The following is a 23,943-nucleotide window of genomic DNA, read 5'->3' as shown; positions in this document are numbered from 1 at the left end:
CCAGTATACATGTTTGCATGCAAAAAGGCGGGGATTCCCCCGCCTCTCTTTGCATGCTCTGCTTAAAAATGTTCTTTGCGGTTGCCGTCTAAATCGTCATCATCAAGATCGGACAAAGTTGTGTCTTTTTTGTTTTTATTGGTGAAAGAAGCACCTTCGTCAATATCCGCTTCTTCTTTGCGGACAGTTTCACGAACTGTTTCCGTGTCTTGGACTTTCTTTTTACCGACTACGATTTCTTCACTGACCACATCCGTTTTTGAAACATTGACGCGTTCTTCTGTCAATGGAATGTGAATGTTATCGCCTTCTTGGTAAGCATCTGCTGTAGCGCCATTAACTTCTTCGTTTACCGGACGCCGTTCAACATATATCTCTTCGCGTTCTACCGGTACGTCAATCGTCTGTTCGTTTTCCACTGTGTGTTTGCCGACATTAACTTCTCCGGTCTGTACACGGTCTTTGTTCACATGCAAACGTTCTTCGTGAAGGCGCAGACGTTCTTCTTCCGTGCCAGAGAAATCAGCTGCTGTTCGATCTGTATCTGTATAGCGTTCGTTGTCTCTATTCAAGGTATCGCGCTCCATTCCATTTGTAGTGTCAAACCGGTCTGTATCACGGTCTTTGCTAGTTTCGCCATCTACTGAAACACCTGGCCCTAAACCGAAGCCTGTTCCTCTGTCTTCGCCGACTCCAGCGGTTTCGTTAGTATTTTGACGCTCTGAAGCGGCCAAATCATCGTCATCTGTCAGGCCGCGCTCACCGCGTTCCCGGTGGTAGTTGACGTCGTTCGATTCGTTTGTATCCACTGTCAAGCCGTCGCGCCCTACCATTCCTGAGTCGCCATAGCCGGCAGTTCCACCGGTTGCGCCGACATAGCCTGCGGCACCTGTTGTATTATTCCCTGGATCGCCGTACACATTGCGGTCGATATCACTATCTTTTGAGTCGTAATTCGTACCGATCTCCTGATCGACAAACAGCAAAATCTTGCCATTCTGGACATCCTGGTAATAACGGTCTGCTTCCTGGTCATCTACACCCATGCCTGAGAATGCTTCACGAACCGGTTCATTGCCTGAAAGGAAGCCCATGAATTTATCCATCCAGCCGCCTTCTGCAGATTTGTAATCCACGTCCGTGCGCCCTCTTACCATGGACAGCTGTTCTTTATCATGCGCCATGACGTACATATGATCTTCAGAAATGCCTTGCTCTCTCAATTCTTCGATTTTTCTTAATACCTCTGATTCAGTGTCGAAAGTTCCCATAAATTTATTGTTGGCCATTTTCTATTCCTCCAATTTTTTTATGTGTACCTAAATTTTTGTATTGCGAAAAATCTTGCCTAGTCTTGGAATACCCACCTCAAAATCACTCAAACACTTTATTGCATTTTAAGGACTAAAGGATTATAATGCGAAATCTTATTCTACTTGGCGGTCCCAATGGCGATGCTTGGTGATCGCAGCAATAAAATCAGCTGCAAAATTGTCGGCTGCCGCTCCAGTAATAACACCCGGCTGCCCTTGAATATGGGCCGCTTCAATCCACTTCATGCCGTCATGAGTAGCTCCGACAGGTTTGTAATGGTCAAATGCTTCACCGACATATCGCGCCGCTTCTTTAGCGAATTTCCGGCTGACGTTTTCGCTGCCTACTGCGTAAATTGCATCATATAGCACAGGATCCGCTGTAGTAAACGTATGGTCCACTTCAAATTCGCCGCCGTTCTTGCCTGTGACCATGCCTTGCATTTCACTGACAATCTCCACTTGAAGCCCTTTAGCTTTCAATGCGTCGAATACTTTCGATACTTCTTTATCTTCAAAGCCGTCTCCCAGCAGGACGCCGACTTTACGGGTCGCTGGCGTTTTGATCGTATTTTCCTGGCTTAACGCCGGAGAAGTTTTGCCGATCTCGGTGTTACCGCTTTCCGGCGGCACTGCCCCGACATTTTTCGCTACGGTCTGAGCCATTTCAAGGTTTACATTTGCGAACATGTCGACCGCGTTTTGGCGCACCACTTTCTCTTTACACTTTCCAAGTTCGAAACTGAACGCCTCGATGATATGCTCTTTTTCAGGCGCGGACATACTATTCCAGAACATCGCAGCCTGTGAAAAATGGTCTTTGAAGCTTTCGCTGCGCGCACGCACTTTGCGCCCTTCCATTTTTTCCTGGTAATGTTCGAAGCCGCCATCCGCCGGACTTGCTGGTGCAGGAGTATTATTGGCTAAGCCATTTTTATGGTAGGAGACTTGCCCGCGGTTGATCGTCTGGCGCCCGTAGCCATCGCGCTGGTTGTTATGGAATGGGCAAACCGGCCGGTTAATCGGCAGCTCATGGAAATTCGGACCTCCAAGGCGGATCAATTGCGTGTCTGTATAGGAGAACAAGCGACCCTGGAGCAATGGATCGTTGGAAAAATCGATTCCAGGAACAACATGCCCCGCATGGAATGCCACTTGCTCGGTTTCTGCGAAAACGTTATCGACATTGCGGTTCAGCGTCATCTTGCCGACAATTTGAATCGGGATTTCTTCCTGCGGCCAAAGTTTGGTAGCATCAAGCAAATCAAAGTCGAATTTATGTTCATCTTCTTCAGGGATGATTTGAACCCCTAGCTCATATTCCGGGTAGTCCCCGTTTTCGATTGCGTCGTATAAATCACGGCGGTGGAAGTCCGGGTCTTTGCCTGAAATCTTCTGTGCTTCGTCCCACACGAGCGAATGCACGCCGAGCGTCGATTTCCAGTTGAATTTCACGAAATGGGATTTTCCTTCCGCATTGACGAAGCGGAATGCATGGACGCCGAAGCCATCCATCGTGCGGAAGCTGCGCGGCAAGGCGCGGTCAGACATCAGCCACATGATGGCATGGGCCGTTTCCTGGTTGTACGCGACGAAATCCCATAATGTATCATGGGCACTTGCTGCCTGCGGCATTTCGTTATGCGGTTCCGGTTTTACGGCATGGACAAAATCCGGGAATTTGATGGCATCCTGAATAAAAAAAACAGGCATATTGTTGCCGACCAAATCGTAATTCCCTTCTTCTGTATAGAATTTTGTCGCAAATCCACGCACATCCCTCACGGTTTCAGCGGAGCCTCTAGATCCTGCTACAGTGGAGAAACGAACGAAAACAGGCGTTTTCTTGCCTTTCTCGGACAGGAATTTGGCTTTCGTCAAATGTTCCAATGAATCATATGCTTCGAAAACACCATGCGCCGCATAGCCTCTGGCATGGACCACACGCTCAGGAATCCGCTCATGGTCAAAATGCGTCATTTTTTCGCGGAAATGAAAATCCTCCATCAGCGTTGGCCCGCGTTCTCCAGCTTTCAGTGAAAATTCATCCTCCGATACTTTGACTCCCTGGTTGGTTGTAAGATGCTTACCGGCGTCATCGCTGCGGAATTGCTCCAACTGTTCGTCTTTGCTGTCAGCGCCGATTTTTGTTTTCTTATCCATTTCTCCACTCCTCTGCCGCAATTTTCTTTCTTTAATCTTTCTACCCTCTAAATTTTTTAATAAAACGCAAAATGGAAAAACATGAAAAAAGCCCTGCAGGCATGAATAGCCTGCAGGACTTCCCACTTAAAATATACTTAAATCCCATTCTTTTGAAATCTGCCGCAGCATCATTGTCCCCGCTGCGCTGTTCCCTTGAACATCAATCGCCGGTCCGTAAACCCCGATGCCTGCACCAGCCTTGAATTCGTAGGTCTGGGAATGTAATTTCGGAGGCACAGCCCCCATGATTCCGCCAGACACGCCGCTTTTTGCTGGGATGCCGACATGCGCAGCAAAATTGCCGGATGAATTGTACATGCCGCAGGTGACCATCAAGACTTTGGCAACTTGCGCAATTTCAGCCGAGAAATGCGTTTCCTTCGTAATCGGGTTAAAACCGTCGTATGCGATGATCAGCCCGATCAGCGCCAAGTCCTTGACGCTCATTTTGATGGAGCATTGGCGGATGTATATATCCAATGCTTCCTCCACTTCAATATCCAAAAACTTCGCTTCTTTCAAGTAGTAGGCAAGTGCCCGATTGCGATGGGATGTCTTCCATTCAGAATCGTACACTTCCTTATCAAGCTCCAACGGATGGCCGACGAGCTTTTCCAGAAATTCCAGTAAAAATTCGTATTTCTTCTGGCTTGTCGGACCTGGCAAGAGTGCAGAAATAGTTATTGCTCCTGCATTGATAAAAGGATTGAATGGTTTGTTCGGCCGGTGTATTTCAAATGGGATAATCGAATTGAACGCTTCTCCGGTCGGCTCGACATCGACGCGCTCCAACACGAAATCCAAGCCGTAATGGCAACTGACAGCGATGAACGTCAAGGCCTTTGATATGCTTTGCAGTGTGAATTCCTTGTCCGTATCCCCTGCACAATAATAATGGCCGTCTTCATCGACCATACAGATGCCCAGAAGGCTTGGGTCGACTTTGCCAAGCGCCGGAATATATTGGGCGGTCGTGCCTAAGACGGCATGCCCCTTGTTTTCTTTCACCCATGCTTCGAGCTGCTCCTGGATATGCGGGTTTTCCTTCATAACATCCCTCCTCCTGAAATTTCGAAAACCCCTCTTTTACGCAAGAGGGGTTGATTGATTATAAGTTATCGTACCATTCTTTCGCCGCTTCGACTTCCGGCATGGTCAATTGATGTCCATAATTTTCCCAATGAAGCTTGACGCTTGCGCCGGCATCGCTTAAAAGCCGCTCCAGATCTGTCGACTCTTGTGCCGGGCAAATCGGATCATTCGTACCGGCTGCAATGAATACAGGAACATTTGCCAAGTCCGGTAATTCCGTATCGCGGTTCGGCACCATCGGGTGGTGGAGAATCGCACCTTTCAGCGCATCTGCGTATGTGAAAAGCAGATTGGCTGCAATATTCGCTCCGTTCGAGTAGCCGATGGCGATGACATTGGCACGGTCAAAACCGTGTTCTTCAGCTGCTTTGCCAATAAACTCGTGTAATTCTTCCGTCCGCATTTTTAAATCTTCCATATCGAATACACCTTCAGACAAGCGCTTGAAAAAGCGCGGCATGCCATTTTCTGAAACGTTGCCGCGGACACTTAAGACGGAAGCCTGCGAATCGATATGAGCTGCAATCGGCAGCAAGTCGTTTTCGTTGCCTCCTGTGCCATGGAGCATCAGAAATGTTGGTTTGGATGGGTCGGTACCTTTTTGGAATATGTGTTTCATTTTTTAAAACCTCCTGAGATAGTAGAAAGCCCCTGTTCAGGCTTTCCCCTTTTTTGATTAGCTTAAAACTTATCTTGAATTCGAGATAATAATAACATACTTTTCGTTTCATACCAACTAATCCGCTTTCAGTAAAACAGCGGTTTTCTACCAAAAAAAATGCAGCGGAACAGATCCGCTGCATTCCTATTAAACTTCTAACCAAGCATTTCTTCGAGATGCTGTTTGGAAAAATGGTATGTTTCATTGCAGAAATGGCATTGGGCTTCCGCTTGGCCATCAGTCGCAATCATGTCCTCGATTTCTGCCGGGCCAAGGCTGACGATGGCATTCGAGATGCGCTCACGTGAACATTGGCATTGGAATTGCACAGGCATTTTTTCAAGGACTTTGACATTCTCGCTGCCAAGAACTTCCGACAAAATCTCTTCTGGTGTCAAGCCGTCGCGCACCATGCTTGAAATGGTCGGAATTTCCGATAGGCGCTGTTCAATATGCGCAATGACACTTTCTTCAGTGCCCGGCATCAACTGGATGATAAAGCCTCCTGAAGCCTGGATGCTATTGTCCGGATTGACAATTACGCCGACTCCGACTGAAGAAGGAACCTGCTCTGAAGTAACAATATAATGCGTGAAGTCTTCACCCAGTTCTCCGGATACGAGCGGCACTTGCCCGACGAAAGGATGCAGCAAGCCGATGTCTTTTGATACCGACAGTGTGCCTTCCGTTCCGACAGCGCGGCGCACATCCAATTTTCCTTTTTCATTCAAATCAAAATGGGTATGCGGGTTCGACACATAGCCTCTGACTTCCCCTTTGGCATTGGCGTCCACTAAAATCGTTCCAAGCGGGCCATTGCCGTTGATTTTGATCGTCAGCTTTTCTTCGCCTTTCATCATGGCTCCGAGCATGACGGTCGCTGTCATTGAGCGGCCAAGTGCAGCGGAAGCAGTCGGCCACGTATAATGGCGGCGCTGCGCCTCCCCAACAGATTCAGTTGTTCGTGTGGCGTAAGCACGGACTTGCCCGTCGTACGCTAATGCTTTTACTAAATAATCATTCATCTATAATCACTTTCTTTCTATATATTATTATTAATGGTTTTATCTTTTAATTTTTCTGGCGTAACGTCGTTGCCGAGTGGGTCGATAATCGTCAATCCGGTAACCGAACTTTCTACCTGTCCACGAATCTCGCGCAGATAATCTTCGCGCAGCACTTGCCGTTCCACTTCCTGGGCTTTCGTCAAACCTATTTCTTTTGCTATTTTTGATAATTCGTTAATGCGCGTCAAACTTGCAATCATCGATTACCGCTCCTTTCCTGAACAAGCATTTTTTCGTTTAACCATTTTTGAAGTTCTGCCGCTTTCGGCTGGAATCGCTCTTCTTCCATCTTCCGTGCCAATGAAGCCACTGTTTCGCGCTCCATAACAGCTCTCCATGCCGATTCGGCTTCATCCATCAAATCCGTCAACAAGCAACTGGCCTCTTTTTTTTCAAGTTCCAGCAAATCACCTAATATTCCGCTTGGAGAATACAGCGATTGCCTGCCCTCGATTGCCAAGTAAATATCGTACACACAGATTTCCTCGGGCCGCTTCTTCAACCGGAATCCACCTTTGACGCCAGGCACTGATGCCACCAGATCCGCACTGACCAATTTCCTCAACAACTTCTGAAAATAAGTGGGTGATGCGTTCAGCTGCTGGCTGATTGCTTCCCCGGAAAGCACCGCTCTGCCCGGCAGCATATTCAGCAAAAGAATGGCATATACGGATTGTTCGACCCCTGTCTTCATGTGCATGAAATTCACCTCTATCCCTTATTAACGAGGACAACAATTGTCCTTGATTGCAATCATAAAATATCTCGAATTAGAAGTAAAGGTTTCTGCCTGCAGCAAAAAACCATCCGCTGCAGGCGGATGGTTTGGAGGTTATTGAGGAACTAAGCCATATACAATTTGTAAAAACGATATTCCGCAAAACAGCTGCGCTTGCCGCGGGCGAGCGCCAAGCCTCCTCGCTCGCTTCGAAAACCGATGCTCCTGCATCGCTTCGCTAGCTTCGTCGCAGGCGTCTACGCTGTTTTGCTCCATATCTAGAGACTAGTATTAAACTACAGATAGTATATCTTTGAAGTTCTTCAATCAAAGAAATAACTTGTTCTTAAGAAACACTTTTGAATGAAGCGGAAGACGGCGACTCCCGCGGGAGCAGTGACGGAGCAAAGCGACAGAACGACGCGAGCTGAAGGCCCCGCAGGAGCGAAGCGACGAGGAGACTGAAGCCGTGCCCGCGGAAAGCGTCCGTCTGTCTCTGCATCGCTTCGCTAGCTTCGAGACATGAAAGTGCGTTGAAGCGAAATGAAAAGATATTAAGAGTCACATACTAAAACAAACCGCTGAGGCCTCCGTAGACAAGTGCGAGCAAAATGACAAAAGCCGGATGGATTTTCTTGATTTCCAATAGCCAGTAGCTGAGCACCGCAAGTACTACGGTCTGCACACCGCCGGACGTTTCAGCCGATGTCATGAAAAACTGCAGCGTCATGGCGCCCAAAAGAACAGCGATGACGGGACGGATCATCTTCGTGATGTTTTTGACTTTCGGGGAATCTTTGTACTTCATCAACGTCATCATCAACGCGACCATCAAAATCAGCGAAGGTGCTATCGAAGCGAACAGCCCGATAAACGAGCCGAGGATTCCGCCCTCCATATATCCGATATAGCCAGCCATTTTCGTCGCAATCGGTCCTGGAAGTGCATTCCCCAATGCCAGCACTTCCCCAAATTCCTGCGTCGTCATCCAGCCGTACCGGTCAACCACTTCCTTCTCAACGAGCGGGATAGAAGCAGGGCCTCCGCCATAGCCCAAAATGCCAGGAATAAAAAACGCCAGAAAAATGGACCAGTAAATCACGCTGTCCGCCCTCCTTTTCTAAAGCCCAGCAACACGATCAACAAAATTCCGATGATTAAAACAACTGGATGGATATGGAGGATTTCCATCAACAGGACTGAAATTCCGAGCAGCAAGGCAGCGCGAGGCCAGCCCAGGGATTGCCCGGATTTTTTCACGAAATCCCAAGTCATCACCCCAAGCATGACCGCAACAACCGGGACAACTGCTGCTGACATGCTGTTGACCCATTCCACACCCTTGAATTGCTGTAATGCACCAAGCAACAGGATCATCATCAGGACCGTCGGCACCACTAACGCAATCAGCGCCGTCATGCTGCCAACGATGCCGCCGATGCGATAGCCGATATAGCCGGCCATTTTCGTGGCAATCGGCCCTGGCATCGTATTGGCAAGCGCCAAGGTATCGCTGAACTCGTCTTCAGTCATCCAATCATATTTTTTCACAGCTTCCGCATGGAAAAGAGGGATTGCCGACGGACCTCCGCCAAAGCCTAAAATACCGACGCGAAAAAAGGCGGCAAATAAATCGGCATTGATTTTTAAGGCTGAACCAGCCCGCGGCTCCATCCCTTTTTTCCCTTCAGTCACCAAACAGCCACGGCTCCATCCGTACGGGACTCTGTGCCGCCTGACAATACGCCCGTGTCCGGATTGCGCCAGATGATCTGGCCGCGGCCAAAAGCACCGCCGTCTGTAGCTACTTGAATTGCATGCCCTTTACGCGCAAGCGACTGCGCTAAATAATTCGGGAAGTTCGGCTCGACCAAAATCGTTTTGCCGCCCATCCATTGCCATCTCGGCATATCGAGAGCAGCCTGTGGATTCATTAAATAGTCGATGGTGTTCGTGACCACTTGGAAATGGCCTTGCGGTTGCATGTAGCCGCCCATTACGCCGAATGGACCGACCGCTTTGCCATCTTTGGTCAGGAATCCAGGAATAATCGTGTGGTATGTCCGTTTCCCGCCTTGCAGGACATTCGGATGCTGCGGTTCAAGCGAGAAATCCGCTCCGCGGTTCTGGAGGCCGATTCCCGTTCCCGGAATGACGATTCCTGAACCGAAGCCCATGTAATTGCTCTGGATATAGGAAATCATATTGCCTTCTTCATCTGCTGCAGACAAATAAACGGTCCCGCCTTTAGGCAGCTCGTAAGGAACAGGATCTGCTGCACTTTCACCGATTGTACCGGCGCGCTGGGCCGCATATTCTTCAGATAGAAGATGTTCGACGCTGACAGGCATCGCTTCCGGTTCCGTGATGAATTCTTTGCCGTCTGTGAAAGCCAGCTTCATCGCTTCGATTTGTGCATGATAGGTGTCAGCTGACTGCCATTTCGGCTCTTTCAGTTTTTTGAAGATATTCAATGCCATCAACGCTACCATGCCTTGGCCGTTGGGTGGGATTTCCCACACATCATAACCTCGGTAATGGGCGGATACCGGTTCAACCCATTGCGGTTTGAATGCTGCAAGGTCCTCTTTTGCAAGGAAGCCATTATGCTCCTTCATGAAGGCATCGATTTTTTCAGCGAGCGGCCCTTCATAGAAAGAACGCCCTTCTGTTTCAGCTATTTCCTTCAATGTCGACGCATGTCCTGGCGAAGACCACATTTCTCCAATTTCCGGAGCCTTGCCATTCGGTGCGAACGTATCAAACCACGATTGGTATTCTTCGGAAGTGAACGAATCCTTGAATTTTTCATAAGCCGCTTTCCAGTACTTGCCGAGAATCGGCGTCAACGGATAACCTTCTTCTGCATAGCGGATTGCCGGTTTTAACGCTTCGGACAAAGGCAATTTGCCGAATTTGCTGGAAAGTTCCGCCCATGCAGCGGGAACGCCAGGAACGGTTACTGGCACGACGCCGTGCACCGGCATCTTGTCGTGGCCAAGCGCTTTTACCGCTTCTACTGAAATCTTCGCCGGTGCCGGACCAGAACTGTTCAGTCCGTGGAGCTTGTCCTTCACCCATACCAGAGCAAATGCATCTCCCCCGATTCCATTGGAAGTCGGTTCAACGACCGTCAGCGCTGCTGCTGTCGCAATTGCAGCATCAATTGCATTGCCGCCGTTTTGCATCACTTCGATTCCTGCTTGGGCCGCTAAAGGCTGGGAAGTTGCAACCATGCCCTTTTTTGAAAATACCGTATGCCTTTTTGATTCGAATGGGTGCTGTAAATAGTCCATTAAAATTCCTCCAGTTATAAGAATAAAAGCCAGCTGCCGGAGTTTCCCCCGGCACCCGGCTCATAGTTTGCCCGCGAAATGGCACGCCGCAAAATGATTTGGTTCATGTTCCACAAACGCCGGCTTATCCACTGTACAAACATCCTGTGCAATCGGACAACGGGTATGGAATGGGCAGCCTGTAGGCGGATTTGCCGGATTCGGCATATCGCCTACAAGGCGGATGCGTTCGCGTTTCGCGTTGATCGCCGGCCTTGGAATCGCCGACAACAACGCTTTTGTATAAGGGTGGAGCGGGTTGTTGAAGATTTTGGATACATCGCTCATTTCCACCATATTCCCGAGGTACATAACAAGCACCCGATCGCAGAAGTAACGCACAACTCCTAAATCGTGGGAAATGAACATATAAGAAAGATCGTATTTTTTCTGGATCGTTTTCAGCAGTTTCAAGACTTGCGCCTGCACTGAAACATCCAATGCCGATACCGCTTCATCGCAAATGACAAAAGAAGGATTGAGGGCAATTGCCCGTGCAATGCCAATTCGCTGCCGTTGCCCGCCGCTGAATTCATGTGGATAGCGGTCGTAATGTTCAGGCTTCAGCCCCACTTCGGCTAACAAGCTCAAAACGGAATCTTTCCGCTCTTTCGCCGACATATCGGTATGCATCTTAAACACTTCATCCAATGCATGCCCGATGCGTTGGCGCGGATTCAGCGAAGCGTAAGGATCTTGGAAAATCATCTGCATTTCTTTGACAAATTTCTTTTTTTCCTTGCGGCTCAGATCCTGGATTTCCTGCTGCCCGAAGCTAATTGTACCATCAGTCAGCTCCTCAAGCCCGAGGATTGTGCGCCCCAGCGTCGATTTTCCACAGCCGGATTCCCCCACCACTCCGAGGCTTTCTCCTTTGTATAATTTCAGTGTTACCGACTCAACGGCTTTGACATTGCCGACAACCCGTTTAAAGACTCCGCCTTTAATCGGAAAGTATTTTTTAACGCCATTCAATTCAACGAGGACTTCAGGATTCGACCGTGACTCTTCCACTGCTTTCATCTTTTTCGGCCTCCTTTTCATTCAGCCAGCACATCGCACTATGGCCATTGGATACCTTGAAATTAGGAGGTTCCGTCACTTTGCATTTATCCATAGCGAATTTGCATCGTGGATGGAAACGGCAGCCGCTGATTTGTTCATTCAATCCAGGCATATTGCCCGGAATCGGCTCCAGTTCAAATTCAGGATCATCGACGTTCGGCACCGAATGCAGCAACCCTAACGTATAGGGATGGCTCGGATTGGTGAATATTTCTTCCACCGGCCCTTCTTCGATTTTCTTGCCTGCGTACATGACCATGACGCGGTCGGCAACTTCTGCTACGACACCCATATCATGTGTAATCATCAAAACGCCCATATTCAATTTCTCTTTCAAGTCTTTGATCAAGTCCAGAATCTGTGCCTGGATGGTAACATCCAGCGCCGTAGTAGGTTCATCCGCAATCAGCAGACTCGGGTGGCAGGACAAGGCCATGGCGATCATGACCCGTTGCCGCATCCCCCCGCTCAATTCATGCGGGTATTGGTTCAACCGTTTCTCCGGATTGGGTATTCCCACCTGCCGGAGCAATTCAATGCCTTGTTTCGATGCTTCTGCTTTAGACACTTTATGGTGCAGCATCAGCGGCTCCCTTAATTGATAGCCGATCGTCAAAACCGGATTCAACGCAGTCATCGGCTCTTGGAAAATCATTGAAAGCCGGTTGCCGCGGATTTTTCGCATTTGTTCATTTGATAGATTTTGAAGAGGTTCGCCGTTCAGCAGAATCTCCCCGCTTTCAATTGAACCGTTGGATGGCAGCAAGCGCATCACCGATAAAGAAGTGATGCTTTTCCCGCAGCCGGACTCGCCGACGATGCAAAGCGTTTCCCCTTTATCGACATGGAAAGAAACATCTCTGACCGCTTGCAATGTTCCATCGGCTGTACGAAATGATGTGACCAAATTCTTCACGTCAAGCAATCTTTCTCCCATATTCTCCCTACTCTCTCGTTACGTCTTTTAAGCTCCATTGGCCATTAGGGTCCACTTTCAGCCCTTTGACCGATTTGTCAGTAGCTGAAGTCACAAGGCCATGGTACATCACGATGGCTACATCGTTTTCAAGCATGTACATATTCGCCTCGTTCAAATATTGCTCGCGCTCATCTTGGTCGATCGTTGTACGCGACGCTTCTACAAGCTTATCGAATTCAGGATCGCTGTACTGCGCACGGTTTGAGTTTCCAACGTTATCGGAATGGAAGTTCGGATAAAACATCTCAGAACCGTCGCTCGTTACATTCGACCAGCTTAAGAATGTCATATCGTATTCACCTGCACGTGCTGTATCAAGGAATGTCGCCCATTCCATCATTTCAATTTCAACTTTGAATCCAGCATCAGTCAATTGTGCTTGGACAATTTCAGCCATCAGCACAAAGTTATCGCGGTTTGCCGCAAGCAATTTGATCGGCTCATCGCCAAAACCGTTTTCTTCAACAAGTTTTTTAGCAGCTTCCGGATCGTATGCTGTTCCTGCATTGTCTGCACTTTCGTTATAGCCGAAAACTTTCGGTCCAAGCACGCTATCGCTTCTTACACCTAATCCATTCAGTTTTTCAACAAATGCGTCACGGTCGACTGCTTGTGCCACCGCTTTACGGAACGCCGGATCTTGGTTGCGTTCTTTCGAATGATTGAACGTCAAGTAGTAGACCGGAGTCCCTTCCTGTTTAGCAACTTCAACATTCTTTAAGCCTTCAATACGGGAAATCTGTTCTGGCGGCAATGCATCAAGGAAGTTCACTTCCCCTGTCTGAAGCATTGAAATAGCTGTGGATGTTTCAGGAACTACTCTGAATGTCACTTTATCAAGAGCGACTTCCCCATCCCAGTAATCGGCATTTTTTTCAAGGACGATTTGGTCTCCAGTTGCCCAGCTGACAAATTTGAATGGGCCAGTACCTACCGGGTTTTGCATCAAATCTTGTTTTTCGTCAGCAGTTGGGCTGATAATCGCTGCATTTGAGTGGGACAATGCTGCAAGCAACGGTCCGTATGGGTATTTTGTTTTGATTTCTACAGTTGTTTCATCAACCGCTGTTACTGTATCAATTGGCTCCAACAAGGATGCACGCGGCGCTCCTGTTGCCGGATCGCGCAATTTATCGAAAGAATATTTAACGGCTTCCGCATTGAATGGTGTACCATCCTGGAACGTAATGCCTTCTTTCAATTTGATTACCCACGTCAGCTCATCCGTATTTTCATAGGATTCTGCAAGTTTCGGTTCCAATTCCATCGTTTCCGGATTTCTTTCAAATAAGTTTTCGTAAATTTGGGTCATGACGTTCGAAGAAACCGAGTCATTCGTCATTGTCGGAGATAATCCCACGGCGTCAGAAGTTGAAGCATAAATGACTTCCTTCGCTCCCTCGCTTGCCGGCTCTGAACCAGAACCTGAGCCTTCTTCCCCTTCGGGAATTGTGCTTCCTCCTGAACAAGCCCCTAAAATCAGTACCCCGATTAATGTTAATAAAAGCAGCCAGTGTTTTTTCATTTAAATTCCCCCATTCTTATTGTTGTATATCCATATTCGGATCAAGCGCGTCGCGCAAGCCGTCTCCGAGTACATTAAAGGCGAAAACTGTCAGCATGATGGCGATGCCGGGCACAATCGTCAAATGCGGAGATGTCCACATAAAGTCTTGGCCCTGCGAAATCATTGCGCCCCATTCCGGAGTCGGAGGCTGTGCGCCGAGCCCTAAATAACTGAGTGAGGCTGTGGAAAGGATTGCAGTCGCCATCCGCATTGTTGCAAAAACAATGATTGGTGCAGTGGCGTTCGGCAAAATGTGGCGGGCCATGATCCGCAGATCCGAAGCGCCCATCGAGCGCATGGCCATGATGTATTCTTTTTCTTTGATCGATAACACCGAGCCGCGGACAATCCGTGCACATGTAGGAATCGACCAGATGCTGATGGCAATCGCAACATTGACCAGGCTAGTTCCCAGGATAGCGATGATCAGCATCGCCAACAGAATTCCCGGAAACGAGAACAGCAAATCGACAAAGCGCATGATTACTGCGTCAAGCTTCGGGTAAAAGCCGGCGAGCATGCCCAGGAGCACTCCGCCGATAAGCCCTAACGATACAGCAACCAGTCCGACCACCAGGGAAATCCGGGCTCCGAAGACGATGCGGCTCCAAACATCCCTGCCGTAATTATCCGTGCCAAGCCAATGGCCATCACTGAACATCGGCAATTCACTGCTGGCGAGATTCTGCTTTATCGGATCGTGTACCGTGATGGCCGGTGCAAAAATGGCCATCAGGATTTGCAGAATAACGATAATCAGGCCAGCTACTGCCAACTTGTTTTTAAACAAGCGCCGAATCGTGGTGACGATATATTTCTCGCGCTTTTTTTCTTTTAAAGCAACTGTTTCCGCCATTGCCATTAGGTCCCCTCCTTCTTAATCGAATTTGATCCGTGGATCGATATAGGTGTAAATGATATCAACAAGCAGATTGACGACTACGAACAAGGTAGCGACGAGAAGCACGGAACCTTGGACCATCGGAAAGTCCCGGGCGGCAATGGCATCGATCATCAAACGGCCGACCCCATTGATCGCGAATACTTTTTCTGTAATGATCGTTCCGCCCAGCAGGAAACCGAAATTCAAGCCGATAACGGTGATAATCGGGATCATCGCGTTTTTCAAGGTATGGATCCAAATGACATTTTTTTCTCTGACGCCTTTTGCGCGTGCAGTCCGGACGTAATCCGCCCGGATCACTTCCAGCATCGAAGATCGTGTCATGCGGGCAATCATCGCCGCTGAACCTGTGCCGAGTGTGATGGCCGGCAGGATCAATTCTTTAATCCCCGCTAATGTATAGAAGGGATTCGTCATCCCGCCTACCGGCAGCCATTGGAGATTGACCGAGAAAACCAGGATGAGCAATGCCCCCAGCCAGAAGTTCGGTATCGAGATCCCCGCTAATGCAAAGGTCGTTGCCGAGACATCCAGCAAGGAATTTTGCTTCAATGCCGAGACCAGGCCTGTAATGATGCCGATGACCACCGCGACAATCATACTGGCGATTGCCAGTTTCAAGGTATTTGGAAAACGGACTGCGATTGCATCAGCTACTGGTTGAGAAGTCTGATAGGAATAACCAAAATCCCCTTGCACCGCATTGCTGACATAGCGTACATATTGTGTAAGAAACGGATCGTCCAAGCCGAGATTCGCTTCGATTGCCGCTATATCTTCCGCCGTAGCAGTCGGGCCGCCAATGATAGCTGCCGGATTCCCGGGCGCTATATACATGGAAGAAAAGACGAGAAATGAGATTCCGAACAGCAAGAATGCCAATTGCATGATTCGGCGGATTATTAAAGCAAGCATTGTTCCTCCCCCTCTTTACATTTGTTAAGTATTTAAATGAAAACGATTAACAAATGATTTTTTTGATTTCTTTGATTATAGAGCAAGTGTTTTGAAAAATCTATACGAATTTTCAAAAAAGTAATTATTTTTTGTTTTTTTCAATCAAAAAATTAAAATTCAGCTTACAAATCTTTCTTTTAGTTCAAAATCACATTCGTTTTTAATCTTTTTGAAATATTTGGATGTAACCGCTTTCCAATATTCTGGAATACAAAAAGAAAGTAGCTATAAAAATTGAATTTATGTTTCTAATCCTCGATATTCCGCAAAACAGTCTTCCTTGCCGCAGCCGTACGCCATGATATGCGGTTGGGATCACACATAAAAATCTTCTTCCTGACCTGATGTTGAGCTTACTTGCGCCATTCTTTTTTCGCTTGCGGAAAGCTATAGGTAACTTGCAGCTAGCGCATACTTACTTGCAGCAACATAACCGTTTCTTAAATTTCCTCCTAGTCTGCAAAGATGGAAGCACTCTTCTTCACAATCGCTTATAAAACTTCAGTCCATCTGATTTTCCACACAAAAAAAGCCTGCAGCAATTGAATATGCTGCAAGCTCTTAGAGTTTCAAACCATTTCTGCTCTTGAAACGCCGTAAAAGAATATGGCTTTCTACACGCGTGATTCCTTCAAGCGCATATAACTCCTCGTTGATAAACTTTTCCAAGTCCATAAAATCATCCACCAAAACGTGCATGTGCAGCGTTGATGGCCCCGTCATCTGATAACAGCTGGCAACGCTTGGGTTGTCCGCCAATGCTTGCGCCACTTCGACCAAGGAAGATGGTTCACAGTCCACTTCAAAAAATCCGGATACTTTTTTGCCGACCTTTTCGCTATTGATGACCACAGTGAATTTTTCGATGACACCCGCCTCTGTCAATTGGTGGACGCGTTCCCGGACTGCCACACGCGACAAGTTCAATTCCTTGCCAATGTCGACATAGGAAGAACGGCCATTGACGGTCAATAACTCCAAAATTTTTCGATCGATTTCATCCAATTTCATAAGCGCACCTCTAAACTATATTTTTGTATATGATTATACGACTTTTACTTCCGTTTTGAAAGATAAATTATAAATATTTTTACTTTTCGAAATCATTTATAGGTAATGTTTTGATTTTATGATAAATTACACAAGAAATTCCCGGTTCCGGTTCGAAGCTTCCTTGCTCTTTAAAGCCGAAAGTTTCATACAGTTTTCTGGCGGGCTCATTCAATGTGGCTGTGCTGACAATAAAGCCGCTGTCCGGAAAATTCCCCAGTAAATGCTCCAACAATTGGCGGGCTATTCCTTGCCGAAAATGCGACGGTGCAACGGCGAGCCGGTGGATGTCGATTAAAGGTCCCTTCGCTTTGTAAGAGATGAAGCCGGCCAACACTCCGTTGAAATACCCAATGAAGGTTTCCCCTGAATTCTGTATTTCCAGTATCGACTCATTTAAGTGCGGAATGCCGTCGAAACCAATCAGCTCGGCTTCAACTTGGTATGCGCGTTTTTGCAGGCGCTGAATTTCTTTTGCCGTCTTTTCCTGATGGTGGTTCAATCGCTCGATCATAAATGCACCTCTCTCCGATTTTACCATATTTCCGATTGTGGGCGGGCGCCACCGCCATACAAAAAAACCGCTGGCTTCCAGCGGTTTAGTGGCTGATAAATTTATAGATTACGTCCATCATTTCTTCAGTATCTTTATAGCCCAAGTCATAGAGTTCTGTCAGCTTTCCGACATCCCGCTCCATTCCGGTCATTTTGAAATATTTAGATGGCCGGATGACCAGCACCGTCCCTTCCGCTTCCATTTTTTCGATAAGTTCCATTGTTGCATTATAACGGATAGCCCAATCCTCCAGGTTCTTGATGATCCCTGGGAACTGGCGGTAAAAGGTTGGCACGATGCGCGCGAACGAATTCTTTTTTTTGCGGTACCCTTTCTCTTTGGTGAGAATAATGACCGGCCTTGTCACTTCATCCTCCAGCGCTTTCCGGATTGGCAGTGGATCAGCAAGCCCCCCATCCATCAACATGCGCCCATTGTATTCGACGGGCCGCGCCATTAAAGGAATTGAGCTTGAGGCCCGGACAATCGATAGGATGTCATCCGCATGCTCGTTCTTTTTATAGTAGATGGCTTCACCCGTCATGCAATCAGTCGTCCCTACTACGAATTCTTCGGTGGCTTTATTGAAATTCTTGTAATCGAATGGCACGAGACGATTTGGAATTTCGTCAAAAATCAAGTTCATGCCGAACAATTCCCTTTTCAGCAAGAGGTTCTTTACTGATATATAATCCGGATGATGGACGTAGCCAATTGTCACTTCACGATTGCGCCCGGATTGCCGCGACACATAAGAAGAGGCATTGCAGGCACCTGCCGAAACCCCGATGATGTAATCCACAAACAATTTTTCCTCCAAAAATTTTTCAAGAACTCCCCCCGTATAAACTCCCCTCATGCCTCCCCCTTCTAAAATCAGGCCACTCTTCATTTGGAATCCCTCCGATCATCCTACTTTTCGAATCAACTCCGGTCCATTGTGTTTTGGCGAATTAACGGCATCTGAGACTTCAAAAGTTTCCATTTCGTCCGAGTCGAACGGCTTCAATAACTCTTCGAGAACCTGTGGAGCCTGTTGGGGATCGAGCCAGAGTTTCTCTCCTTCTTCCGACAGCATGACGGGCATTCTGTCATGGATTGTCCCCATTACACGATTGGCCTGTGTCGTCAGGATGGTGCAAGTGTTCACAGTTTCCCCTTCTGGTGATTGCCATGTTTCCCAAAGCCCCGCAAAAGCGAATGGCTTTCCGGACTTCAGCTTGGCGAGCATCGGAATCTTTCCTTCGTCCGTACGCTGCCATTCATAGAACGCATCCGCAATGATCAAGCAGCGTTTTTTCTTGAATGCATGGCGGAAACTTGGCTTTTCGGCAGCCGTCTCTGCTCGGGCATTGATCATCTTATAGCCGATTTTCTGGTCTTTCGCCCACGGCGGTACTAGCCCCCATTTCAAATAGCCAAGACGGTTCTTTGTTCCGTCGTTCACTATTGCCAGCACTTTTTGGGAAGGAGCAATGTTGTAGCTGGGTGAATACTCCCCTTCGCCAACTGCACTTTCTTCAATGTGAAACCTTTCTAAAATTATGGCATAATCCGTATACAACGCGTATCTGCCGCACATACAAACCCTCCATTCCATCCTTGTTTCCACACCTTTAATATAACAGAATTTTCCGTCTTTTAATTGTTATCAGCTCATTTTTCCAATATTATCACCTATTCTTTATTCGCATCCCCCCATTGCGTGCACCCGGTAAATCGCATTAGCCCGTTTCATCCCCATTCGCTGCAAAAGAGTGGTATAATAAGACATAAAGAGCTTTACAAGGAGGAATTACATGGCTACTGCACGAGAAATGAGTCTGGTAAACAAAGATTTTCTGGTAGAAGAATTAGGGCTGAAGCAACAAGGCAACTCATCGGTATTTGCAAATGAGGATTGCTTCGTTTTATCTCCATCAGTCCAACGGTACGAAAAAGGTTTTGATATCAGCGAATTCAGCTTGGCGAAATTCGACCCGGAGCGTCAACAAGGCTTTTTGATCGTACGGTATATGGATACCTTTTTGATGGCTAAACTCGAAAGCTTCAAAGAAAAAATGATGCCGCCTGAGCTTCAGATCAAGAAGAAAAACACAAAACCGCATTGGAAGTTCACGGTTGCTGAAAACCCGGCTTACCACTTGGTAAATACCCAAAACAAAGAACTTCGCTATCGCCTTCAAGAACCTTCGAAGAAACAGATTCTTTCTTTCTTCAATAAAATATGAAAAAATCCCGCAATCATTCGATTTGCGGGATTTTTTCATGTCTTTCTCAAACACAATTCCATTGCAGTTGATTAATGGTAATATATTGATATCGCTAAGCGAATGGATGTGAATTTTATGGAGCTTCAAAAACACACTTCCAAAGACAAAGATTTTTGGAAGATCATGCTCAGCCTGCTGCTCGCTTCTCTTTTCATCTTCGCTAATCTGTACGCCGTGCAGCCGCTGCTTCCGCTTTTCGTCTCAGAATTCCAGGTTTCGATTTCCACATCCAGCTTGGCATTGTCTTCGACAATTGTCGGACTGATTGCCGGCTTGATCGTTCTCGGTTTCTTTTCTGACCGCAACGGCAGGCGAACTTATATCATCTATTCCTTGCTTGGGTCGGCGCTCCCTTTTTTCCTGCTGCCGTTCATTGAATCTTTTACCTGGTTTGTTGTCCTCCGCCTGATCCAAGGTTTTGCGCTGGCAGGAGTTCCCGCAGCGGCACTGGCTTATATCAGTGAAGAGATCGACCGGAAAGACATCGCGTATGCGACCGCCCTCTATATTTCCAGCAATGCACTTGGCGGTATGATCGGCCGGGTGCTCGCCGGCTATCTGTCAGACCACTTTTCCTGGCAGACCGCCTTCCTTGTTTTCGGGATAACCGGCCTTTTGCTTTTCGCCGCTGTGTTGCTGCTGCTGCCGAAATCCCTTCATTTCCGACCGAGCGACCTAAGCTTCGCCAAAGACATTGCGGGCTTTCTTTTCCATTTGAAAAACCCTTCTTTGCTTGTCGTCTTCGGCCTAGGGGCAGTTTTGCAGATTTCGTTTACAGGCATCTGGACTTATTTGCCATTCCACTTGGAAGCACCCCCATACTCCTTGACGCTGCAGGCCATTTCTTATTTCTTCTTCGCATACGGAATAGGTGTCGTTGGTTCACCTCTGGCCGGGCGCACCGCAGAACGATTCGGCCTTCGAACTGTGCGCAGGGCCGGTGTGGTGATTTTGTCTTTGGGGATTCTAATGACCCTAAGCTCCCAAGTCTGGCTCATCGCAGTCGGTTTATGCGTGACGTGCCTAGGCTTCTTTACTGCCCATTCCTTGACTGCAGCCTCTGTAGGACAGCAAGCTGCCCATCATAAAGGAAGCGCTTCGAGTTTATACCTTGTCGCTTATTATATCGGCGTCGCTGCCGGCAGCTCGCTGTTAAGCCCGCTTTGGACTGCTGGAGGCTGGAACGCTTTGGTGCTGTTCACTGCGTCGTTGCCCATGCTATACCTATTTGCTGTATCGATGTACCGAAAAAATGCCGCCTCGGCTAAAAACTGAGGCGGCATTTTTTCATTCTTTTTCGTTTTCTTTTATTGGCGTTTCTTCATCACCGACTCCAAGGTTGCTGTGTGCGCCCTTTTTTTCCATGTCTCTTCCGTCTTCACTGGATTCCTGCTGGATGCCTTCGAATTCTTCCCGTTCGCGGCGGTTTTTTGAGCCGCCGAGAGGGCGTTCATTCGAAAAGTCGTCTTTTCCCATGAATTTCGCCTCCTGTTTTTCGTCTATAGGGCGATTATTCCCTATAACGCAACGATAAAACTCCTATTTCAGGTTCAATTTCATAGCTCGCAGAATTTTTTCCAATATTCTATTGGAAGTAGATTGAAAAAGCGTCATAACCAAAATAGACGACCAATACTGAAAGCCCGGAAAATACCAGGTATTCAGCAGTTCCACCAGTCGTTGCAGTGATGGGGAAGCGGATTGTCACTTTCAATGGAAAAAGTAATTTAATCCCATTTTTCGTCGCCATGTCCAATATAAGATGGCTGACCATCCCGACCAGAAAACCGGCGCTGATGGCTTCTCCCACCCCGATAGCATTAAACAGGATGCCCATCAGCACTAAGAAAAGCAGGCTGTGCGTAAATGTCCGATGTCCGAACAGAACATTGACGATTTTCGATAAAACCGGGAACGAGCGGCCGATTTTGCTGCCTCCGTGGCAGATATCCGGCAACAGCGCCCCTATTGTTCCGGAGCATAAGAGTATAACCGGATCGTAATGTGTGATTTGGGCAAATGCCAGGCTTGCGGCAATGCCCCCAATGATGTGTGTTTTTCCAGTCATGTCGCCTGTTCCCCTTTTTTAGTATCTTCTTTTATTATACTGAAAACCGGGTATGATGAGGTATAGAGAAAAAATTAAAGGAGTCGAGGGCGATGGGAATCCATAAGTTTTTTACCTCATTAAATGATTTGGAGCGGATTATCCGTGCTCCGGGCAGATTTAAATTCGAAGAGCATAACGTGGCGGCGCATTCCTGGAAAGTCAGCCAATATGCGATGTTCTTTGCCACCATCGAAGAACGGGCAGGCAAAAATGTCGATTGGAAATCGCTGTATGAAAAGACCATTAACCATGACTTTGCGGAAGTGTTTATCGGCGATATCAAAACGCCTGTCAAGCACTCTTCACCTGAACTTAAAGAAATGATTGCAAAAGTGGAAGAAGGCATGATGGAAAAATTCATCTACCGCGAAATCCCTGAAGAATTCCACGACGTATTCTTCGACCGCATGAAAGAAGGGAAAGACGCTTCCACCGAAGGGCGGCTGCTTGAGATGGCAGACAAGCTCGATCAATTCTATGAGTCGTTCGCTGAATTGAAACGCGGCAATTCGGACAAGGAATTCGTTGCGATGTACCGCATTGCCTTGAAAAAACTGCTGGCTATCCCGCTGAAAGCGAGCGTTGATTACTTCCGGCATGTCATTCTTGAAGACGTCATCAGTGAAGACTCGATTGTTGATATAAAGGAAATCACCCGTGAGGTACTCGCTGATTAATCTAAAACGATAGGTTTTGCCTTTTAACTATGGTAAATTTATAACAATACCAAAAAAATCCGGAGGTGAATCCCTTATTTAAGGGAATTTATTGGACCCCATACTTTTATTGAATTTAGTTTTGCTCATCTTATTAATCGCATTGACAGCCTTTTTCGTCGGGGCTGAATTCGCCGTCGTCAAAGTCCGCATGTCGCGCATCGACCAGCTGATCGAAGAAGGCAATAAAAAGGCGTTGACCGTAAAAAAAGTTGTCGGCAACTTGGATTATTACTTATCCGCCTGCCAGCTCGGAATTACGGTCACAGCACTTGGCCTTGGGTGGCTCGGAGAACCGACCGTGGAGCGGATTTTGCATCCTGTTTTCGATGCATTCGGTATCCCGTCATCGGTTTCGGCCATCGTTTCGTTTGTCCTGGCTTTCTCGCTTGTGACTTTTTTGCATGTTGTCATCGGCGAAATGACGCCGAAATCATTGGCGCTCCAATTCGCCGAACGCATGTCATTGCTGCTGGCGCCGCCACTTTATTGGTTCGGTAAAATCATGGCGCCTTTCATCTATTTGCTTAACGGTTCGGCGCGCGTTTTCCTGCGCATTTTCGGTGTCCAGCCTGCTTCAGAAGAACAGGCCCATTCGGAAGACGAACTGAAGATCATCATGGCACAAAGTTTCCAAAGCGGCGAGATCAACCAAACCGAATTGTCCTTTATGCAAAATATATTCGCATTCGATGAGCGCAGCGCCAAAGACGTCATGGTGCCACGTACCCAGATTGTCGCTTTCCCGCAAGACTTGAGCTGTGAAGAACTTTTAGCTGAACTTCGGGAACATCGCTACACGCGCTATCCTATTGCGAATAATGGCGATAAAGATGATTTGATCGGTTTTATCAATGCCAAAGAAATCTTGACCCATTATGCGCTTGCAGGCGATGTGAAAATGCAGGATTTCATCCATAGCCTTCCTTATTTCCATGAAACGACGCCTCTCCAGACCGCATTGATGAAGATGCAGAAGGACCGCACGCATATCGCTTTGGTGATTGATGAATACGGCGGAACGTCAGGAATTATTACCATGGAAGACATTTTGGAAGAAATTGTCGGCGAAATCCGCGATGAATTCGATGATGAAGAAGAAGCTGAAATCATTAAAGAAAGCGAAGACCGCTACCTTTTAAATGGGCGTGTATTGCTGAAAGACCTTGAAGAGCGATTCAATCTGGATTTTGAAGACAGTGACGATATCGATACGATTGCAGGCTGGATCCAGCATCAACTGGTGGAAGCAGAAATTGGTGATATCGTTTCAAAAACTGGGCAGCGCTGGATTATCCTCGAAATGGAAAATCATCATATTGTAAAAGTCTCATTGGAAATTCTCAGGGATTAACAAAAAGCAGGACATCTCATT

The 23,943-nt window shown here is 47.4% G+C and carries 25 protein-coding genes; 4 read left to right on the top strand and 21 right to left on the bottom strand.

Features of this window, described 5'->3' with window-relative positions:
* Positions 1-62 precede the first annotated feature (62 nt).
* The 19 genes from QMA09_RS00870 to QMA09_RS00780 form a co-directional block, all read right to left on the bottom strand.
* The gene (locus QMA09_RS00870) at positions 63-1,289 is read right to left on the bottom strand and encodes a DUF2382 domain-containing protein (protein ID WP_135500889.1); all 1,227 of its coding nucleotides are present in this window, start codon (positions 1,287-1,289) and stop codon (positions 63-65) included.
* Positions 1,290-1,427: 138 nt separating this feature from the next.
* Positions 1,428-3,476, bottom strand: coding sequence for a catalase (locus QMA09_RS00865; protein WP_290211677.1), 2,049 nt, complete (start codon positions 3,474-3,476; stop codon positions 1,428-1,430).
* Between the two features lie 126 nt (positions 3,477-3,602).
* Complete coding sequence (locus QMA09_RS00860) at positions 3,603-4,568, bottom strand: glutaminase (protein ID WP_290211676.1); 966 nt, start codon at positions 4,566-4,568, stop codon at positions 3,603-3,605.
* 58 nt (positions 4,569-4,626) lie between these two features.
* A complete protein-coding gene (locus QMA09_RS00855; RefSeq protein WP_135505325.1) occupies positions 4,627-5,229 on the bottom strand; it encodes an alpha/beta hydrolase in 603 nt (200 codons plus the stop codon).
* 197 nt (positions 5,230-5,426) lie between these two features.
* Complete coding sequence (gene hslO / locus QMA09_RS00850) at positions 5,427-6,296, bottom strand: Hsp33 family molecular chaperone HslO (protein ID WP_290211675.1); 870 nt, start codon at positions 6,294-6,296, stop codon at positions 5,427-5,429.
* A gap of 17 nt (positions 6,297-6,313) precedes the next feature.
* Positions 6,314-6,538 (bottom strand): DUF896 domain-containing protein, encoded by a 225-nt coding sequence (locus tag QMA09_RS00845; protein WP_135505328.1) that lies wholly within the window; start codon positions 6,536-6,538, stop codon positions 6,314-6,316.
* On the bottom strand, positions 6,535-7,038 hold the full coding sequence (locus QMA09_RS00840; protein WP_290211674.1) for an RrF2 family transcriptional regulator: 504 nt from the start codon (positions 7,036-7,038) through the stop codon (positions 6,535-6,537). Before QMA09_RS00840 ends, QMA09_RS00845 begins: the two co-directional genes overlap by 4 nt.
* Positions 7,039-7,624: 586 nt before the next feature.
* Positions 7,625-8,158 carry a chromate transporter gene (locus QMA09_RS00835; protein ID WP_135505332.1) on the bottom strand — a complete coding sequence of 178 codons (534 nt, stop codon included), beginning with the start codon at positions 8,156-8,158 and terminating at the stop codon, positions 7,625-7,627.
* Positions 8,155-8,730: a chromate transporter gene (locus tag QMA09_RS00830; protein ID WP_135505388.1), complete on the bottom strand. Its 576-nt coding sequence runs from the start codon at positions 8,728-8,730 to the stop codon at positions 8,155-8,157. The genes QMA09_RS00835 and QMA09_RS00830 overlap by 4 nt, the downstream gene beginning before the upstream one ends.
* 17 nt (positions 8,731-8,747) lie before the next feature.
* The gene (locus QMA09_RS00825; RefSeq protein WP_290211673.1) at positions 8,748-10,352 is read right to left on the bottom strand and encodes a gamma-glutamyltransferase family protein; all 1,605 of its coding nucleotides are present in this window, start codon (positions 10,350-10,352) and stop codon (positions 8,748-8,750) included.
* Between the two features lie 60 nt (positions 10,353-10,412).
* Complete coding sequence (locus QMA09_RS00820; RefSeq protein WP_290211672.1) at positions 10,413-11,414, bottom strand: ABC transporter ATP-binding protein; 1,002 nt, start codon at positions 11,412-11,414, stop codon at positions 10,413-10,415.
* Positions 11,380-12,393, bottom strand: a complete 1,014-nt coding sequence (locus QMA09_RS00815) for an ABC transporter ATP-binding protein (RefSeq protein WP_135505338.1) — start codon at positions 12,391-12,393, stop codon at positions 11,380-11,382. Before QMA09_RS00815 ends, QMA09_RS00820 begins: the two co-directional genes overlap by 35 nt.
* Before the next feature lie 7 nt (positions 12,394-12,400).
* Positions 12,401-13,960 carry a glutathione ABC transporter substrate-binding protein gene (locus tag QMA09_RS00810; RefSeq protein WP_290211671.1) on the bottom strand — a complete coding sequence of 520 codons (1,560 nt, stop codon included), beginning with the start codon at positions 13,958-13,960 and terminating at the stop codon, positions 12,401-12,403.
* A gap of 16 nt (positions 13,961-13,976) precedes the next feature.
* Positions 13,977-14,864 carry an ABC transporter permease gene (locus QMA09_RS00805; protein WP_135505342.1) on the bottom strand — a complete coding sequence of 296 codons (888 nt, stop codon included), beginning with the start codon at positions 14,862-14,864 and terminating at the stop codon, positions 13,977-13,979.
* Between the two features lie 15 nt (positions 14,865-14,879).
* Positions 14,880-15,821 carry an ABC transporter permease gene (locus QMA09_RS00800; RefSeq protein ID WP_135505344.1) on the bottom strand — a complete coding sequence of 314 codons (942 nt, stop codon included), beginning with the start codon at positions 15,819-15,821 and terminating at the stop codon, positions 14,880-14,882.
* Positions 15,822-16,424: 603 nt separating this feature from the next.
* Entirely contained in the window at positions 16,425-16,874 is a 450-nt protein-coding gene (locus QMA09_RS00795; protein ID WP_135505346.1) for an Lrp/AsnC family transcriptional regulator, read from the bottom strand.
* A gap of 79 nt (positions 16,875-16,953) precedes the next feature.
* Complete coding sequence (locus QMA09_RS00790) at positions 16,954-17,427, bottom strand: GNAT family N-acetyltransferase (RefSeq protein WP_135505348.1); 474 nt, start codon at positions 17,425-17,427, stop codon at positions 16,954-16,956.
* Between the two features lie 85 nt (positions 17,428-17,512).
* Positions 17,513-18,361, bottom strand: coding sequence for a patatin-like phospholipase family protein (locus QMA09_RS00785; protein WP_135505350.1), 849 nt, complete (start codon positions 18,359-18,361; stop codon positions 17,513-17,515).
* 15 nt (positions 18,362-18,376) lie between these two features.
* Positions 18,377-19,051, bottom strand: coding sequence for an SOS response-associated peptidase (locus QMA09_RS00780; RefSeq protein ID WP_290211670.1), 675 nt, complete (start codon positions 19,049-19,051; stop codon positions 18,377-18,379).
* 217 nt (positions 19,052-19,268) lie between these two features.
* Between QMA09_RS00780 and QMA09_RS00775 the strand changes: the two genes are divergently transcribed.
* Positions 19,269-19,700, top strand: a complete 432-nt coding sequence (locus QMA09_RS00775; RefSeq protein ID WP_135505354.1) for a hypothetical protein — start codon at positions 19,269-19,271, stop codon at positions 19,698-19,700.
* Positions 19,701-19,817: 117 nt separating this feature from the next.
* Positions 19,818-21,017, top strand: a complete 1,200-nt coding sequence (locus tag QMA09_RS00770) for an MFS transporter (protein ID WP_290211669.1) — start codon at positions 19,818-19,820, stop codon at positions 21,015-21,017.
* 12 nt (positions 21,018-21,029) lie between these two features.
* On the opposite strand, the gene QMA09_RS00765 is transcribed toward QMA09_RS00770, so the two are convergent.
* Both QMA09_RS00765 and QMA09_RS00760 read right to left on the bottom strand, forming a co-directional pair.
* Positions 21,030-21,218 carry a hypothetical protein gene (locus tag QMA09_RS00765; protein ID WP_135505358.1) on the bottom strand — a complete coding sequence of 63 codons (189 nt, stop codon included), beginning with the start codon at positions 21,216-21,218 and terminating at the stop codon, positions 21,030-21,032.
* A 109-nt stretch (positions 21,219-21,327) separates the two neighbouring features.
* Positions 21,328-21,810 carry a metal-dependent hydrolase gene (locus QMA09_RS00760; protein ID WP_290211668.1) on the bottom strand — a complete coding sequence of 161 codons (483 nt, stop codon included), beginning with the start codon at positions 21,808-21,810 and terminating at the stop codon, positions 21,328-21,330.
* Positions 21,811-21,902: 92 nt separating this feature from the next.
* Here QMA09_RS00760 and QMA09_RS00755 point away from each other — a divergent pair, with 92 nt between their 5' ends.
* On the top strand, positions 21,903-22,529 hold the full coding sequence (locus QMA09_RS00755) for a YfbR-like 5'-deoxynucleotidase (protein ID WP_135505362.1): 627 nt from the start codon (positions 21,903-21,905) through the stop codon (positions 22,527-22,529).
* A 91-nt stretch (positions 22,530-22,620) separates the two neighbouring features.
* Positions 22,621-23,922, top strand: a complete 1,302-nt coding sequence (locus QMA09_RS00750) for a hemolysin family protein (protein WP_290211667.1) — start codon at positions 22,621-22,623, stop codon at positions 23,920-23,922.
* The last annotated feature ends 21 nt before the right edge of the window (positions 23,923-23,943 follow it).

The sequence above is a fragment of the Planococcus sp. APC 3906 genome (assembly GCF_030407685.1).
Taxonomy (GTDB): domain Bacteria; phylum Bacillota; class Bacilli; order Bacillales_A; family Planococcaceae; genus Planococcus; species Planococcus koreensis.
The sequence above is the reverse complement of the archived record's forward strand: the minus strand, read 5'-3'. Positions and strand labels throughout refer to the sequence as shown.